This window comes from Streptomyces lavendofoliae (genome assembly GCF_014649735.1).
Lineage (GTDB): Bacteria > Actinomycetota > Actinomycetes > Streptomycetales > Streptomycetaceae > Streptomyces > Streptomyces lavendofoliae.
Genome location: NZ_BMTP01000024.1, coordinates 41,552 through 58,062 on the forward strand (window position 1 = coordinate 41,552; position 16,511 = coordinate 58,062).

Annotated in this window: 12 protein-coding genes; 9 read left to right on the top strand and 3 right to left on the bottom strand. The window is 70.7% G+C overall.

Annotated features, from left to right (window positions below):
* Nucleotides 1-187 precede the first annotated feature (187 nt).
* Nucleotides 188-4,159, bottom strand: coding sequence for a type VII secretion protein EccCa (gene eccCa / locus IE109_RS30540; protein WP_189554613.1), 3,972 nt, complete (start codon nucleotides 4,157-4,159; stop codon nucleotides 188-190).
* 222 nt (nucleotides 4,160-4,381) lie between these two features.
* Between eccCa and eccD the strand changes: the two genes are divergently transcribed.
* The 6 genes from eccD to IE109_RS30570 all read left to right on the top strand — a co-directional run bounded on the left by eccD (nucleotide 4,382) and on the right by IE109_RS30570 (nucleotide 11,569).
* Nucleotides 4,382-5,866, top strand: a complete 1,485-nt coding sequence (gene eccD, locus IE109_RS30545) for a type VII secretion integral membrane protein EccD (RefSeq protein ID WP_189554614.1) — start codon at nucleotides 4,382-4,384, stop codon at nucleotides 5,864-5,866.
* Nucleotides 5,867-6,126: 260 nt separating this feature from the next.
* Complete coding sequence (gene rpsO, locus IE109_RS30550) at nucleotides 6,127-6,417, top strand: 30S ribosomal protein S15 (protein ID WP_003958228.1); 291 nt, start codon at nucleotides 6,127-6,129, stop codon at nucleotides 6,415-6,417.
* Between the two features lie 298 nt (nucleotides 6,418-6,715).
* On the top strand, nucleotides 6,716-8,941 hold the full coding sequence (locus IE109_RS30555; protein WP_189554615.1) for a polyribonucleotide nucleotidyltransferase: 2,226 nt from the start codon (nucleotides 6,716-6,718) through the stop codon (nucleotides 8,939-8,941).
* Nucleotides 8,938-10,317 carry a M16 family metallopeptidase gene (locus IE109_RS30560; RefSeq protein ID WP_189554616.1) on the top strand — a complete coding sequence of 460 codons (1,380 nt, stop codon included), beginning with the start codon at nucleotides 8,938-8,940 and terminating at the stop codon, nucleotides 10,315-10,317. The genes IE109_RS30555 and IE109_RS30560 overlap by 4 nt, the downstream gene beginning before the upstream one ends.
* Nucleotides 10,318-10,349: 32 nt before the next feature.
* Nucleotides 10,350-11,105, top strand: coding sequence for a 4-hydroxy-tetrahydrodipicolinate reductase (dapB, locus tag IE109_RS30565; RefSeq protein ID WP_189554617.1), 756 nt, complete (start codon nucleotides 10,350-10,352; stop codon nucleotides 11,103-11,105).
* 8 nt (nucleotides 11,106-11,113) lie between these two features.
* Complete coding sequence (locus IE109_RS30570; protein ID WP_189554618.1) at nucleotides 11,114-11,569, top strand: tetratricopeptide repeat protein; 456 nt, start codon at nucleotides 11,114-11,116, stop codon at nucleotides 11,567-11,569.
* Here IE109_RS30570 and IE109_RS30575 read toward each other — a convergent pair.
* Together IE109_RS30575 and IE109_RS30580 are read right to left on the bottom strand one after the other, a co-directional pair.
* Nucleotides 11,559-12,107: an SCO5741 family PH domain-containing membrane protein gene (locus IE109_RS30575; protein WP_189554619.1), complete on the bottom strand. Its 549-nt coding sequence runs from the start codon at nucleotides 12,105-12,107 to the stop codon at nucleotides 11,559-11,561. The two genes, IE109_RS30570 and IE109_RS30575, sit on opposite strands and share 11 nt — an antisense overlap.
* A 107-nt stretch (nucleotides 12,108-12,214) precedes the next feature.
* On the bottom strand, nucleotides 12,215-12,457 hold the full coding sequence (locus IE109_RS30580; RefSeq protein ID WP_189554620.1) for a hypothetical protein: 243 nt from the start codon (nucleotides 12,455-12,457) through the stop codon (nucleotides 12,215-12,217).
* A 187-nt stretch (nucleotides 12,458-12,644) separates the two neighbouring features.
* Here IE109_RS30580 and thyX point away from each other — a divergent pair, with 187 nt between their 5' ends.
* The 3 genes from thyX to IE109_RS30595 all read left to right on the top strand — a co-directional run bounded on the left by thyX (nucleotide 12,645) and on the right by IE109_RS30595 (nucleotide 16,280).
* Nucleotides 12,645-13,385: an FAD-dependent thymidylate synthase gene (gene thyX, locus IE109_RS30585; RefSeq protein WP_189554621.1), complete on the top strand. Its 741-nt coding sequence runs from the start codon at nucleotides 12,645-12,647 to the stop codon at nucleotides 13,383-13,385.
* Nucleotides 13,386-13,584: 199 nt separating this feature from the next.
* Entirely contained in the window at nucleotides 13,585-14,484 is a 900-nt protein-coding gene (gene dapA / locus IE109_RS30590; RefSeq protein ID WP_189554622.1) for a 4-hydroxy-tetrahydrodipicolinate synthase, read from the top strand.
* A gap of 110 nt (nucleotides 14,485-14,594) precedes the next feature.
* Nucleotides 14,595-16,280 carry a ribonuclease J gene (locus IE109_RS30595; RefSeq protein ID WP_189554623.1) on the top strand — a complete coding sequence of 562 codons (1,686 nt, stop codon included), beginning with the start codon at nucleotides 14,595-14,597 and terminating at the stop codon, nucleotides 16,278-16,280.
* Nucleotides 16,281-16,511 lie beyond the last annotated feature (231 nt).

Genomic DNA, 16,511 nt, shown 5'->3' on the forward strand with positions numbered 1-16,511 from the left:
TGCCCGCCGATTCGCCGAACCCGCCGGCACCACCCGCCGCCACACGAACGACGCCGCCGGCGGCTCGTGCGCCTCCGGGTGCTGGAAGTGCCGCGCCCGGAAGCGCCACCACAACGCCCGCGGGCCGACGAACAGCGCGAGGGCGAGGAAGCCATCGCGAACGCGCCCGCTAACACGGCCGCGCCGATCACCCCGGGATCTCCGGCATGAAACCCGTCTGCACCAGCGGGTTCCCCCGCTGACGGGACACGAAGACGCCCCGGCCCGCCGGCATCGGGCGCATCCGGACGCCGCCGAGCACATCGCCCTCCTGGGGGTCACCGGAGAGGAGGACGCCCTGGGCGCCGAGCTCCATCATCCGCTGCATGAAGGGCTCGTAGGCGGCCCGGCTGGCACCCGCCCCGCTGCGGGCGATGATGAAGCGGACGCCCACGTCACGCGCGAACGGCAGGTGCTCCGTCAGCTTGGCCAGCGGGTTTCCGCTCGACGTGGACACCAGGTCGTAGTCGTCGACCACCACGTACACCGACGGGCCGCGCCACCAGCTGCGGTCGCGCAGCTGCTGCGCCGTGACGTCCGCGGAGGGGGTGCGGCGCTGCATCAGGTCGGCGAGCGCGTCCACGTGGTGGTCCATGTTGTTGGACATGGGGACGTACTCCGCCAGGTGCGAGGCCGGGGTCACGTCCAGCAGGGCACGCCGGTTGTCGATCACGAAGAACTTCGCGGAGTCCCCGTCGTACCGCTCGCACAGCTGCTTGATCAGCAGCCGCAGCATGTTCGACTTGCCCGACTCGCTCTCACCGAACACCAGGAAGAACGGGTCGCGGTCGAAGTTGACGAAGACCGGCTCCAGGTTGTTCTCGTCGATGGCGAAGGCCACGCCCCGCTGCGGCTCCGCGTACCCGGCGGGGAGGCTCCGCGCCGGCAGCTCGCGGGGCAGCAGACGCACCTTCGGGGCGGTGGGGCCGGTCCAGTGGCGGCCGATCTCCTTCACCATCGCGGCCGTGGCCTCGGCCAGGTCGCTGTCGGAGTTGATGCTGTCGATGCGCGGCACCGCGGCCATGAAGTGCAGCTTCTCGGGGATGAGACCGCGGCCCGGCACACCGCTGGGGACGTTGACGGCGATCTTGCGGTCCACCTCCGAGTCCATGGTGTCGCCCAGCCGCAGTTCGAGCCGGTTCATCAGGTGGTCCTTGATGTTGGAGCGCACCTCCATCGAACGCGACGCCGTGAGGATCACGTGGACGCCGTAGCCGAGGCCGCGTGCCGCCATGTCCAGGACGGCCGGTTCGAGGCCCTCGTAGTCGGAGCGGAAGTTGCCCCAGCCGTCGATCACGAGGAAGACGTCGCCCCAGGGCTGGTCCGCCGCCGAGATCTCCCCGCGGGCACGGAGCCTGCGGTACGTGGCGATGGAGTCGACGCCGGCGCTGCGGAAGTACTCCTCGCGCCGCGACAGGACGCCGTACACCTCGGCGACCGTACGCCGCACCTTCTCGGGATCGAGGCGCGACGCCACCCCGCCCACGTGCGGCAGCTCCGCGATCGAGGACAGACCACCGCCACCGAAGTCGAGGCCGTAGAACTGCACCTCCTGCGGCGTGTGCGTCAGCGCGAAGCCCGCGACGAGGGTGCGCAGCAGCGTCGACTTGCCCGACTGCGGACCGCCGATGATCTGCATGTGGCCGGCCGCGCCGGAGAAGTCGCGGTACAGCACGTCCCGCCGCTGCTCGAACGGCTTGTCCACCACACCGAGGGGCACGACCAGCCGGCCCGCGCCCTCGTACCCCGGCTGCGTCAGCCCGCGGCCGTCCACGCCCGCGAGGCCGGGCAGGATCTCGTCCAGCGGCGGCGGGTTGTCCAGTGGCGGCAGCCACACCTGGTGCGCCTCGGCGCCGCGGCCCTCCAGCCGCCGCACGATCACGTCGAGCACCGAGTCGGCCAGCGCGTCGTCCTCCGCGGGTCGCGCCGCCGGTACCTGGGCCCGAGCCGCCGGCTCGGCGTAACGCACCGGGACGGGGGCGGCGGTGAACGGAACCGGCCGGCGGTCCACGGGGAGCGGACCACCCGGGAGGGCGGCGTCCCGGCCGGAGCGGTAGACGCCGGAGACGTACGCCGCCTTGAACCGCACCATCTCGTCCGTGCCGTACTTGAGGTACCCGGAGCCGGGGACGTTGGGCAGCGAGTACGCGTCGGGCACACCGATCGCGGCCCGCGACTCGGCCGCGGAGAACGTCCGCAGACCGATCCGGTACGACAGGTACGTCTCCAGGCCCCGCAGCCGGCCCTCCTCCAGGCGCTGGGACGCCAGCAGCAGGTGCACCCCGAGGGACCGGCCGATGCGGCCGATCTGGACGAACATCTCGATGAAGTCCGGCATGGCGGTGAGGAGTTCGCTGAACTCGTCGATGACGAGGACCAGCGACGGGATCGGCTGCAGCGGGGCACCCGCGGCGCGCGCCTTCTCGTAGTCGTGGATGTTGGCGTAGTTGCCCGCGTCGCGCAGCATCTCCTGGCGCCGGTTGAGCTCACCGCGGATGGAGTCGCCCATGCGGTCCACCAGCGTCAGGTCGTCCGCCAGGTTGGTGATGACCGCGGCGACGTGCGGCATCCGGGACATGCCGGCGAAGGTCGCGCCGCCCTTGAAGTCCGCGAGGACGAAGTTGAGGGTCTCCGACGAGTGCGTCACCGCCAGGCCCAGCACCAGCGTGCGCAGCAGCTCGGACTTGCCCGAACCGGTCGCGCCCACGCACAGGCCGTGCGGGCCCATGCCCTCCTGGGCGGCCTCCTTCAGGTCCAGCATGACGGGCGAGCCGTCCTCACCCACACCGATCGGCACCCGCAGCCGCTCCGACTGCGACCGCGGCCGCCAGGTGCGGCCGACGTCGACCGACGCGGCGTCGCCGAGGTTCAGCAGGTCGGTGAAGTCCAGGTTGGCGAGCAGCGGTTCGTCGTCGTCGGAGCCGGAGGCGATGCGCAGCGGGGCGAGCTGACGGGCGAGGGCCTCCGCCGACTCGAGCCCGAGGTGGTCGGGCGTCCCGTCGTACACGAGGCCGTGACCGGACTCCAGCCGGAGCGAGTCGGGGCGCACGGTCACGGACAGGCCGCCGCGCGGCCCGTGCGGCTCACCGGGAACGACCTCGATGATCGTCACGCCCTGCAGGCCCTCGGGCGTGGCCAGCGCCGACATCGCGGGCACCGACTGGCCGTCGAGGACGACCACGATGTGCGGCTGGTCCAGCAGCGGCTGACCGCCGGCCTGGAAGCGGGGGCGCCCCTCCAGGCGTACGGCCAGCATGTCCTGGAGGTCCCGCGCGTCCGTGGTGATCAGGCGCCGGCTGCCCGCGCCGTCACCGGGCCCCGGGGCCTGGACGTGCGGCAGCCACTTGGCCCACTCCCAGTGCGGTGCCGCGGCGGAGCCGGCGGCCACGGCGATGACCAGGTCCTCGGGGGAGTGCAGGGCGGCCAGGGAGCCGAGCACGGCCCGCGTCGAGGAGCGCGCGGACTCGGGGTCGCCGCTGACGGTGAGGTGGTAGAAGGCCCGCAGGGACACGGCCATCGGCAGGCCGTCGAGCGTGCCGTGGGCCGAGAGGAACTGCTGCATGGCCCCCGCCGTGAGCGGCTCCAGCTCGTCCACGGGGGCGGTCTCGGGGGCGACGAGCGGGGTGGCGAGCTGCTGGGCGCCCAGGCCGATGCGCACCTGCCCGAAGTCGTCGTCCCCGACGCGCCGCTCCCAGACACGGCTGCCCTCGGCGACCAGTGCCCACAACTGCTCGGGCGACGGGTGGAGGTAGAACTGCGCGTCGCGCTGGAGGTGCGCGGTCCTCAGCACCGAACGCCGGGTCTGCGTCAGGTACTTGAGGTAGTCGCGGCGCAGGTCGGCGAGCTGCCCCTGGGTCCCGCGCCGGTAGCGCACCAGCATCGCCACGGCCATGGCCACGGTGGACGCGATCATCACCATGCCCATGATGCGCATGACGGGGTTCGGCGTCATGAAGAAGAAGACGACCGAGCCGCCCATGCCGAGCGTGGGCAACAGCTGCATCAGCACGCCCTCCTGCTGTCCTCTCGGCAGCTCGGGCGGTGGTTGCAGCTGCACCGGATCACCCGGTACTTCGGAGGGCAGGGCCCGTGGTGGGCGCTTGACGACGATCTGGCTCACAGCTCACCAATTCCCTTGCCGGACGGAAATGTTCCTATCGGCGCCCCCGTGGCGACGGGCTCCATCCGCGCTCGGGATCCTACTGGCGGAGGGGGTGACGGGTGGGCGGTAGGGTGGCGCGACGTGTTGGCGCGGGGGCATGAACCAACGCAAATTCCGGGTCATTCCGAGCGTGCCGCGCAGACGATCCACGAACACCACGAGGGGATGCAGCAGGTGAGTATGACGGCCTCAGCCGCGGCCACCGGAGCCGGTCGGCCGGCACCCGCGACTCCGTCCGCCGGCGGAACGGGTTTCTGCCGTGTCACTGTCGTCGCACCGGATGGCCGTGTCGACGTCGCACTGCCCGAGGACATCCCCGTCGCCGACCTCTACCCGGAGATCCTCCGGCTGTCCGGCCAGAGCCCCGCGCCCGGCGCCCCGGTCGGCTACCACCTGGTGCGCCGTGACGGCACGGTGCTCGACAGCGCGCGCTCCCTGGCCGCCCAGCGCATCCTCGACGGCGAACTGCTGTCCCTGCGGCCCTTCGCCGAGTCGCTGCCGCCCGCCGTCTTCGACGACGTGTCCGACGCCGTCGCCTCCGCCGTCGCCCGCGACCGCACCCTGTGGAGCGACGAGCTGATGCGCGGCGCCGGCCTGTTCGGCGGCTCGGTCCTGCTGGTGCTGCTGGCCTTCGTGCTGTGGTCGTCCGGCCCGAGGCACGACATGCACGGCCTGCCGGGCATCCTTGCCGCGGTCGCCGGCGTCCTGCTGCTGGCGCTCGCCGGCGTCCGGGCCCGGGTGTACGACGACCGCGGCTCCGCCGTGGCGCTGGGCATCGGTGCCATGGCCAACGCCGGGATCGCCGGCGCCGGGCTGCTGGCGCCCGCCGCCGGGCAGGGCAACGGCAAGCTGCAGTTCCTGCTGGCCTGCGGGGCCGTGCTGGTCGTGTCCGTCGTCCTCACCTTCGTCTCGCCCGGCGGGGACGGGCCCTTCGTCGCCTTCGTCTTCGCGTCCGCCGTCGGGGCCGTGGTCACCTTCGCCGCGATCCTCACCACGATGTCCGCGACCCGGACGGCCGCCGTGTGCGCGCCGCTCGCGGTGGGCGCCCTGGCGTTCCTCCCGGGCCTGTCCACCCGCTTCGCCCGGCTCCCCATCGGTTTCGAGCCGCCTCGCACCGCGGTCACCGGCTACGGCGACGACCCCGAGCCGCAGGGGCCCGTGGACGCCGAGCGCATCGCCGCCCAGGTGCGGCGGGGGCACGAGCTGCTGGTGGGCCTGGTCGGCGGCTGCGCGCTCGTCGCGGTGGGCTCCGCCGCGGTGCTCGGGTTCTCCGGCGACGTCTGGGGCCGGCTGCTGGCCCTCGCCACGGGCGTCGCCATGCTGATGCGCGCCCACCTCTTCCGCTACACCGCCCAGGTGGGCTGCGCCCTCGCCGCGGGCCTCGGCGCCCTCGTCCTGCTGGGGCTGGGCCTGTGCCTGCGCCCGCCCGCCGGGCTGTGGCGCGACGCCACGGCGCTGGACATCCGTACGGTGTGGCTCGCCGCCGCCGTCGCCGGGGCCGCCGCGCTGATCACCGCCATCGGCCTGATCGTGCCCCGCAAGGGCGTCACCCCCTTCTGGGGCCGCTTCCTGGAGATCGCGGAGTCGTTCGTCCTGCTGACGCTGATCCCGCTGTGCCTCGCCGTCTTCGACGTGTACCACTCGATCCGGGCCCTGACGTCCTGACCCGCGCCCTGTCGTCCTGACCCGGGCCACTGACGTTCCCGGTCCTGGGGCCCTGACCCGGTCCTGACGTCCTGACCCGCGCCCTTGCGTCCTGACCGGCCTGACCGGCCTGGTACGCTGTGTAACGGCCGTTTGTGTACGCGCTTCCGGATGCTCTGGAAGCAGCGCTCATCGGACCTTCGCCTCCGAGTCACGGAAGCTCCCCTGAGACCAAGACCAGGGGCACTCGTGGGCGCATCGAACACCAAGAGGAGTACCGAGTGTCTCTCGACGCCGCTACGAAGAAGCAGATCATGGCCGAGTTCGGCACCAAGGAGGGCGACACCGGCTCCCCCGAGGTCCAGGTCGCGATGCTCTCCCGCCGCATCTCGGACCTGACCGAGCACCTCAAGACCCACAAGCACGACCACCACTCCCGTCGTGGTCTGCTGATCCTGGTGGGCCAGCGCCGCCGCCTGCTGCAGTACCTGGCCAAGAAGGACATCCAGCGCTTCCGCGCGCTGGTCGACCGCCTCGGCATCCGCCGCGGTGCGGCCGGCGGCGCCAAGTAAGACGCCGTGAAGGGAGCGGTTCCCAACACTGGGGGGCCGCTCCCTTTGCTGTACATGCGGAGTGTCGCCTCTCCTTTGTAGGCTGGCATACGCAACGCCATAACGGAAAAGCGACAACCACATACTGGAGAGGTGCCCCGGCGCCGTCGCCGGTCCTCGGTAGTGGCCCCCGGGAGAGATCACCCCGGGCGCTTCGATCGAAGACCGGCCCCGCACACACGGCGCACTTCTCCGCCCCGTCCCCGCCACACGGGCGTACCGGGACGCAAAGACGACAAGCAACGGAGAATTCGCTTTGGTGGAGAACGAGACCCACTACGCCGAGGCCGTCATCGACAACGGCACCTTCGGCACCCGCACCATCCGCTTCGAGACGGGCCGCCTGGCCAAGCAGGCCGCCGGCTCCGCCGTGGCGTACCTGGACGACGACACCATGGTGCTGTCGGCCACCACCGCTTCCAAGAAGCCCAAGGACCAGCTCGACTTCTTCCCCCTGACGGTGGACGTCGAGGAGCGGATGTACGCGGCCGGCAAGATCCCCGGCTCCTTCTTCCGCCGTGAGGGCCGTCCCTCCGAGGACGCCGTCCTCACCTGCCGCCTGATCGACCGGCCGCTGCGCCCCTCCTTCAAGAAGGGCCTGCGCAACGAGATCCAGATCGTCGAGACGATCATGGCGCTCAACCCCGACCACCTGTACGACGTGGTCGCGATCAACGCCGCCTCCTGCTCCACGCAGCTGGCCGGCCTGCCCTTCTCCGGCCCGATCGGCGGCACCCGTGTCGCGCTGATCAACGGCCAGTGGGTCGCCTTCCCGACGCACACCGAGCTCGAGGACGCCGTCTTCGACATGGTCGTCGCCGGTCGCGTCCTCGAGGACGGCGACGTCGCGATCATGATGGTCGAGGCCGAGGCCACCGAGAAGACCATCCAGCTCGTCAAGGACGGCGCCGAGGCCCCCACCGAGGAGGTCGTCGCCGCCGGTCTCGAGGCCGCGAAGCCCTTCATCAAGGTCCTCTGCAAGGCCCAGTCGGACCTCGCCGCCAAGGCCGCCAAGCCGGTCGGCGAGTTCCCGGTCTTCCTCGACTACCAGGACGACGTCCTGGAGGCGCTGGCCGCCGCGGTCAAGAACGAGCTCTCGCAGGCGCTCACCATCGCCGGCAAGCAGGAGCGCGAGGCCGAACTGGACCGCGTCAAGGAGATCGCCGCCGAGAAGCTGCTCCCGCAGTTCGAGGGCCGCGAGAAGGAGATCTCCGCCGCGTACCGCGCGCTGACCAAGAAGCTGGTCCGCGAGCGCGTCATCAAGGACAAGGTCCGCATCGACGGCCGTGGCCTGACGGACATCCGTACGCTCGCCGCCGAGGTCGAGGCCATCCCGCGCGTGCACGGCTCCGCGCTGTTCGAGCGTGGCGAGACCCAGATCCTGGGCGTCACCACCCTCAACATGCTCCGCATGGAGCAGCAGCTGGACACCCTCTCCCCGGTGACCCGCAAGCGCTACATGCACAACTACAACTTCCCGCCGTACTCCGTCGGTGAGACCGGCCGCGTCGGTTCGCCGAAGCGCCGCGAGATCGGCCACGGCGCGCTCGCCGAGCGCGCGATCGTGCCGGTGCTGCCGACGCGCGAGGAGTTCCCGTACGCGATCCGTCAGGTGTCCGAAGCCCTCGGCTCCAACGGCTCGACGTCCATGGGCTCGGTCTGCGCCTCCACCATGTCGCTGCTGAACGCCGGTGTGCCCCTCAAGGCCCCCGTCGCCGGTATCGCCATGGGCCTGATCTCCGAGGAGATCGACGGCAAGACCCACTACGTCGCCCTCACCGACATCCTCGGTGCGGAGGACGCCTTCGGCGACATGGACTTCAAGGTCGCCGGTACGAAGGACTTCGTCACCGCCCTCCAGCTGGACACCAAGCTGGACGGCATCCCGGCCTCCGTCCTGGCCGCGGCCCTCAAGCAGGCCCGCGACGCCCGCCTCCACATCCTCGACGTGATGATGGAAGCGATCGACACGCCGGACGAGATGTCCCCGAACGCCCCGCGGATCATCACCGTCAAGATCCCCGTGGACAAGATCGGTGAGGTCATCGGCCCCAAGGGCAAGATGATCAACCAGATCCAGGAGGACACCGGCGCCGAGATCACGATCGAGGACGACGGCACCATCTACATCGGTGCCCAGGTCGGCTCGCAGGCCGAGGCCGCCCGCGCCACGATCAACGGCATCGCCAACCCGACCATGCCGGAGGTCGGCGAGCGCTACCTGGGTACGGTCGTCAAGACCACCACCTTCGGCGCGTTCGTGTCGCTGCTCCCGGGCAAGGACGGCCTGCTGCACATCTCGCAGATCCGCAAGCTCGCCGGTGGCAAGCGCGTGGAGAACGTCGAGGACGTGCTCGCGGTCGGCTCCAAGGTCCAGGTCGAGATCGCCGAGATCGACCAGCGCGGCAAGCTCTCCCTGATCCCCGTGATCGCGGACGAGGACGCCGCCGCCGAGGGTGAGACGAAGGACGACACCGACCAGTGACGTCCCGTAGTCCGAAGACGACGGCCCGCACCTCTTCGGAGGCGCGGGCCGTCGCCCGTACCCAAACGCTCCTCAAGGGCAAGGACGGCATCGGCACCGTGCGCCGGACGACCCTGCCCGGCGGCCTGCGCGTCATCACCGAGACCCTGCCCTCCGTACGGTCCGCCACCTTCGGCATCTGGGCGCACGTCGGCTCCCGCGACGAGACGCCCGCCCTCGGCGGCGCCACGCACTACCTGGAGCACCTGCTCTTCAAGGGCACGCACCGGCGCAGCGCCCTCGACATCTCCTCCGCCCTCGACGCGGTCGGCGGCGAGATGAACGCCTTCACGGCGAAGGAGTACACCTGCTACTACGCGCGTGTACTGGACACCGACCTGCCGCTGGCGATCGACGTCGTGTGCGACATGCTCACCGGCTCGCTGATCCTCCAGGAGGACGTGGACGCCGAGCGCGGCGTCATCCTCGAGGAGATCGCGATGACCGAGGACGACCCGGGTGACGTCGTCCACGACCTGTTCGCGAAGACGATGTTCGGCGACACCCCGCTGGGCCGCCCGGTCCTCGGCACCGTCGACACCGTCGAGGCGCTCACCGCCGACCGCATCCGCCGCTTCTACAAGAAGCACTACGACCCGACGCACCTGGTCGTCGCCGCCGCCGGCAACGTCGACCACGCCACGGTCGTACGCCAGGTCCGCCGCGCCTTCGAGAAGGCCGGCGCCCTCACCCGTACGGACGCCGTCCCGGTCGCCCCGCGCGACGGCCGGCGCACCATCCGCACCGCGGGCCGCGTCGAGGTGCTCAGCCGCCGTACCGAGCAGGCCCACGTGGTCCTCGGCGTCCCGGGCCTCGCCCGCACCGACGACCGCCGCTGGGCCCTGGGCGTGCTGAACACGGCCCTCGGCGGCGGCATGTCCTCGCGCCTCTTCCAGGAGGTCCGCGAGAAGCGCGGCCTGGCCTACAGCGTCTACTCGTACACGTCCGGGTTCGCCGACTGCGGCCTGTTCGGCGTGTACGCGGGCTGCCGCCCGAGCCAGGTCCACGACGTTCTGAGCATCTGCCGCGACGAGCTGGACCGGGTCGCCCGCGAGGGCCTCACCGACGACGAGATCGCCCGGGCGATCGGCCAGCTGAAGGGCTCCACCGTCCTCGGCCTGGAGGACACCGGCGCGCTGATGAACCGCATCGGCAAGAGCGAGCTGTGCTGGGGAGACCAGATGTCGGTCGACGACATGCTGGCCCGGATGGCCGCGGTCACCCCCGATGATGTACGAGACGTGGCCGCCGAGCTCCTGGGACAGCGCCCGTCGCTGTCGGTGATCGGCCCCCTGAAGGACAAGCAGGCGGACCGCCTCCACACCGCGGTCGCGTAACGCCCCTGGACGGAACCGAAGGAAGTACGAGCATGAGCAGCAAGCTGAGGGTCGCGGTCATCGGCGCCAGGGGACGCATCGGCGCCGAGGCCGTGCGCGCGGTCGAGGCGGCGGAGGACATGGAGCTGGTCGCGGCCCTCGGCCGGGGCGACAAGCTGGAGACGCTCGCCGAGAAGGGCGCCCAGGTGGCGGTGGAGCTCACCACCCCCGCCTCCGTGATGGGCAACCTCGACTTCTGCGTACGCCACGGCATCCACGCCGTGGTCGGCACCACCGGCTGGACCGAGGAGCGCCTCGGCCGGCTGAACGGCTGGCTGGAGACCTCGCCGGAGACCGGCGTCCTGATCGCGCCGAACTTCTCCATCGGCGCGGTCCTCACCATGAAGTTCGCGCAGATCGCCGCGCCCTACTTCGAGTCGGTCGAGGTCGTGGAGCTGCACCACCCCAACAAGGTGGACGCCCCCTCCGGCACCGCCACCCGCACCGCCCAGCTCATCGCCGCCGCCCGCGCCGAGGCCGGCTGCGCCCCGCAGCCGGACGCGACGGCCACGGCGCTGGACGGCGCGCGGGGCGCCGACGTGGACGGCGTCCCCGTCCACGCCGTACGCCTCAGGGGCCTGCTGGCGCACCAGGAGGTGCTCCTCGGCGGCGAGGGCGAGACGCTCACCGTCCGCCACGACTCGCTGCACCACAGCAGCTTCATGCCGGGCATCCTCCTCGGCGCCCGCCGCGTGGTGAACACTCCCGGCCTGACCTTCGGCCTGGAACACTTCCTGGACCTGGGCTGATCACCGACATGCGCGCGAAGATCACGTACTTCGTCACGGCGGCCGTCCTGGTCGTCTACTTCGTCCTGGTCGGCAGCCGCGGCGTGATGCTGATAGAGCACGGCACCGCGCTCACCGTCACCTTCGGCTGCGCGGTGCTCGTCCTGCCGGTCATCGGCGTGTGGTTCCTGTGGCAGAACACCCGGTTCGTCACCAGGGCCAACCGCCTGGCCGCCGAGCTCGAGGCCGAGGGCGGCCTGCCCGTCGACGAGCTGGAGCGCACCCCCGGCGGCCGCATCGACCGCGACTCGGCCGACGCCGTCTTCGCCAGGCGGCGCGCGGAGACCGAGGACGCACCGGACGACTGGCGCTGCTGGTTCCGGCTGGCGGTCGCCTACCACGACGCCCGCGACACCCCGCGCGCCCGCAAGGCCATGCAGCGCGCGATCGCCCTCCACGAGGGCAGGCAGCCGGTCAGGAACTGACCGCGTACTCCGAGCTCCAGGCCTCGACGGTGTCCGCCGCGCGGTCGAACGCCTCGACCCGGGCCAGGAAGTCCGCGTTGTGGTCGGTGAGCAGCGCCAGCTGCTCACCACCCTTGCGTACGGCCACGAGGGCCTGCCCCTGCACCGTCCGGGGCAGGCCCAGCCACCGCACGGGCTGCTGCACGGTGCGCACGCCGCCGGACTGCGACCACGGGACCGTGGTCGTGCGGAAGAAGGAGACGCGCCGCAGCCCGTGCCGGCTCACCCAGGCCCCCATGCGGAGCATCCGCAGCGCACCGATGATCACCAGGGTCGCCAGTCCGAAGCACGCGGCGGCGGCGGGCAGCCCGCCCGCGAACGCGATGATCATGGTGGCCAGCAGCATGAACGAGGCGAGCAGCAGGGCCACCGCCGCCGCCGCGACCCGCCAGGGCCCCGGGCGGTACGGACGACGCCATTGATCGTGGTCGTCGAACGGAAGCGCGACGTCCTCGTCGGTGTCGAAACCACGGTCGGCCGTCAGGAAGGGCAGGGGCACGGCTGATCCTCACTCATACGCACGCTCGATGGGGCTGTGCCGGGTGAGGCTACCCAGCGGTCCGCCGACCGGCCACCCCAGGGTGCCCGTACGGGGCAGGGCCCGCGTCAACGCCCGTGGGACGCCTCGGACTGCTGACCGTGACCGGTGGCGGCGGGACCCGCCTCCATCGCCGGCAGGCCGAAGAGCAGCGACCCCACCAGGCCGGCCACGACGGTCAGCCCGATCAGCGTACGACCGGTGACCTCGGAAATGCTGGGACGCTGCCGAGCCGGGGGAGTGACGTTACTGCGGAAGCGGTCGGCCTGGGCGACGAACGCGAACGGGACTGCCTCACGCCGGCGGAACATGTGAGAACCCTCCTGGGAAACTCGTGATGGACGCTGCTACTGGATCAGACGCGCGAAGCAGCACTTTGGTGCCCGATTTCCCCGGGATGATCGAACGATGTCGGCCACCGCCGCCTCGTCCGACGCCGTCGGTGCCGGGCCGTAGAGTGGGCGCCGCCCGAGCGATGCAATTGGAAGGACCCCGCCGGTGAGCGACACCCCCGCCGAAGACCTCAAGCCCAGCTTCCGCAGCGATGTGACCGTCGAGCTGGTCAAGCACAGCGCGGCCGACGCGGACGTGCTGTTCGCGGCCCGCGTCTCCACGGTCGGCGAGCAGTCCCTGGAGGAGCTGCAGAAGGACCCGGAGCGCTCCAAGGGCTTGATCAACTACCTGATGCGGGACCGGCACGGCAGCCCCTTCGAGCACAATTCGATGACGTTCTTCATCAGTGCTCCGATCTTCGTCTTCCGTGAGTTCATGCGGCACCGGGTGGGCTGGTCGTACAACGAGGAGTCCGGCCGCTACCGGGAGCTCCAGCCGGTCTTCTACGTGCCGGACGCCGACCGCAAGCTCGTCCAGCAGGGCCGTCCCGGCAAGTACGTCTTCGTCGAGGGCACCGAGGAGCAGCAGGCCCTGGTCGAGCGCACCATGGAGACCTCCTACGTGCAGGCGTACGAGGCGTACCAGGAGATGCTCGCGGCGGGTGTCGCGCGCGAGGTGGCCCGTTCGGTCCTGCCCGTCGGCCTCTTCTCGTCCATGTACGCCACCTGCAACGCCCGCTCGCTGATGCACTTCCTCGGCCTGCGCACGCAGCACGAGCTGGCCAAGGTCCCGTCCTTCCCGCAGCGGGAGATCGAGATGGTCGGCGAGAAGATGGAGCAGGAGTGGGCGCGGTTGATGCCGCTGACGTACGCGGCCTTCAACGCCAACGGTCGCGTCGCTCCGTAGTCGCCGCAGGTGACGGCGCGGCACAGATGTACGGATCATCCGCCCGAAGTGTCCGTATTGCGGCGTTTCCAGAAGTTCATCTAGGCTGATCAAACGGACCCGGCACTGCTTGAACCCCCGAGCAGGCAGTGCCGGGCTCCACTCCCCTCACGTCCCCCGAGGGGACCCGGCGGGCAGAGCAGCGAGTAGCGTGTTACCCATGGCTCCGATCTCCACTCCGCAGACCCCCTTCGGGCGGGTCCTCACCGCCATGGTCACGCCCTTCACGGCGGACGGCGCACTCGACCTCGACGGCGCTCAGCGGCTCGCCGCCCATCTGGTGGACGCAGGCAACGACGGCCTCGTCGTCAACGGCACCACCGGCGAGTCCCCGACCACCAGCGACGTGGAGAAAGACCAGCTCGTACGGGCGGTCCTGGAGGCGGTGGGCGACCGGGCCCACGTCATCGCCGGCATCGGGACCAACGACACGCACCACTCGATCGAGCTCGCCCGCGCCGCCGAGCGCGCCGGCGCCCACGGCCTGCTCGCCGTCACCCCGTACTACAACAAGCCCCCGCAAGAGGGCCTCTTCCGGCACTTCACGGCCATCGCGGACGCCACCGGCCTGCCGGTGATGCTCTACGACATCCCCGGCCGCAGCGGCGTCCCGATCGACACCGAGACGATCGTCCGCCTCGCCGCCCACCCGCGGATCGTCGCCAACAAGGACGCCAAGGGTGACCTCGGCCGCGCCAGCTGGGCCATCGCCCGCAGCGGTCTCGCCTGGTACTCCGGCGACGACATGCTGAACCTGCCGCTGCTCTCCGTCGGCGCCTGCGGCTTCGTCTCCGTCGTCGGCCACGTCGTCACCCCGGAGCTCCGCGCCCTCCTCGACGCCCACCTCACCGGTGACGTCCAGAAGGCCACCGAGGTCCACCAGCGGCTGCTCCCCGTCTTCACGGGCATGTTCCGCACCCAGGGCGTGATCACCACCAAGGCCGCCCTCGCCCTCCAGGGCCTCCCCGCCGGGCCCCTGCGCCTGCCGCTGGTGGAGCTCTCCCCGGAGGAGACCGCGCAGCTCAAGGTCGACCTCGCCGCCGGCGGGGTAGAGCTGTAGCCACAGACTTCATAACTGCATACGAATTTCCATCCGACAACAGCAAGTGCACGAATGCATGCGCGCCACGTGCCTCACTGGTACGTGGCGCGTGTGGTGAGGAGAGTCTTTTGAGTCATCCGCATCCTGAACTGGGCGCGCCCCCGAAGCTGCCCAAGGGCGGCCTGCGCGTCACCCCGCTCGGCGGTCTCGGCGAGATCGGCCGCAACATGACCGTCTTCGAGTACGACGGGCGCCTGCTGATCGTCGACTGCGGCGTCCTCTTCCCCGAGGAGGAGCAGCCCGGCATCGACCTGATCCTGCCGGACTTCACCAGCATCAAGGACCGCCTCGACGACATCGAGGGCATCGTGCTCACGCACGGCCACGAGGACCACATCGGTGGCGTCCCCTTCCTGCTCCGGCTCAAGCCGGACATCCCGCTCATCGGCTCGAAGCTGACGCTCGCGCTCATCGAGGCCAAGCTCCAGGAACACCGCATCCGTCCGTACACCCTGGAGGTCTCGGAGGGCGACCGCGAGCGCCTGGGTCCGTTCGACTGCGAGTTCGTGGCGGTCAACCACTCCATCCCGGACGCCCTGGCCGTCGCCATCCGCACCCCCGCGGGCATGGTCGTGCACACCGGCGACTTCAAGATGGACCAGCTTCCGCTGGACAACCGCCTGACCGACCTGCACGCCTTCGCGCGGCTCAGCGAGGAGGGCATCGACCTCCTGCTGTCGGACTCCACGAACGCCGAGGTCCCGGGCTTCGTCCCGCCCGAGCGCGACATCTCCAACGTCATGCGCTCGGTCTTCGCCGGTGCGCAGAAGCGCATCATCGTGGCCAGCTTCGCCAGCCACGTGCACCGCATCCAGCAGATCCTCGACGCGGCCCACGAGTACGGCAGACGAGTCGCCTTCGTCGGACGCTCGATGGTCAGGAACATGGGCATCGCCCGTGACCTGGGCTACCTCCGCGTCCCGGCCGGCCTGGTCGTCGACGTCAGGACCCTCGACGACCTCCCGGACCACGAGATCGTGCTGGTCTGCACCGGATCCCAGGGCGAGCCGATGGCGGCCCTGTCCCGCATGGCCAACCGCGACCACCAGATCCGCATCGTCCAGGGCGACACCGTGATCCTGGCGTCCTCCCTGATCCCGGGCAACGAGAACGCGGTCTACCGCGTGATCAACGGCCTCACCCGCTGGGGCGCCAACGTCGTCCACAAGGGCAACGCCAAGGTCCACGTCTCGGGTCACGCCTCGGCCGGCGAACTGCTGTACTTCTACAACATCTGCCGGCCGAAGAACCTGATGCCGGTCCACGGCGAGTGGCGCCACCTCCGCGCCAACGCCGAGCTGGGCGCCCTGACCGGCGTCCCCAAGGACCGCATCGTCATCGCCGAGGACGGCGTCGTGGTCGACCTCGTCGACGGCAAGGCCAAGATCGTCGGCAAGGTCCAGGCCGGGTACGTGTACGTCGACGGCCTGTCCGTCGGCGACGTCACCGAGGTGCACCTGAAGGACCGCCGCATCCTGGGCGACGAGGGCATCATCTCGGTCTTCGTGGTCGTGGACTCCACGACCGGCAAGGTCGTGGGCGGCCCGCACGTCCAGGCCCGGGGCTCCGGCATCGAGGACGGCGCGTTCGACGCGGTCATCCCCAAGGTGCACGAGGCCATCGCCAAGTCGGCCGCCGACGGGGTCGCGGAGCCGCACCAGCTCCAGCAGCTGATCCGCCGCACCATCGGCAAGTGGGTCTCCGACACCTACCGCCGGCGCCCGATGATCCTCCCGGTGGTCGTCGAGGTCTGACGCCTCACCAGGCCGCTTGCGGGGCGGGGCCCCTCGATTTGCATCGGGGCGCCCCGCTCCAGTACGTTTACGGCTCCGCCAGATCGGGAACCCGGCACATTCGCGTGCCTCACAGGGTGACCAGGACGAGCGGGGAATTCCGACTCAGAACCTCTGATAAAGTCGGATCAGCCGAAAGGCAAAGGCCCTCCAACGGCCACCGGAAACAGAATCCGAACCGGAAACGGAACG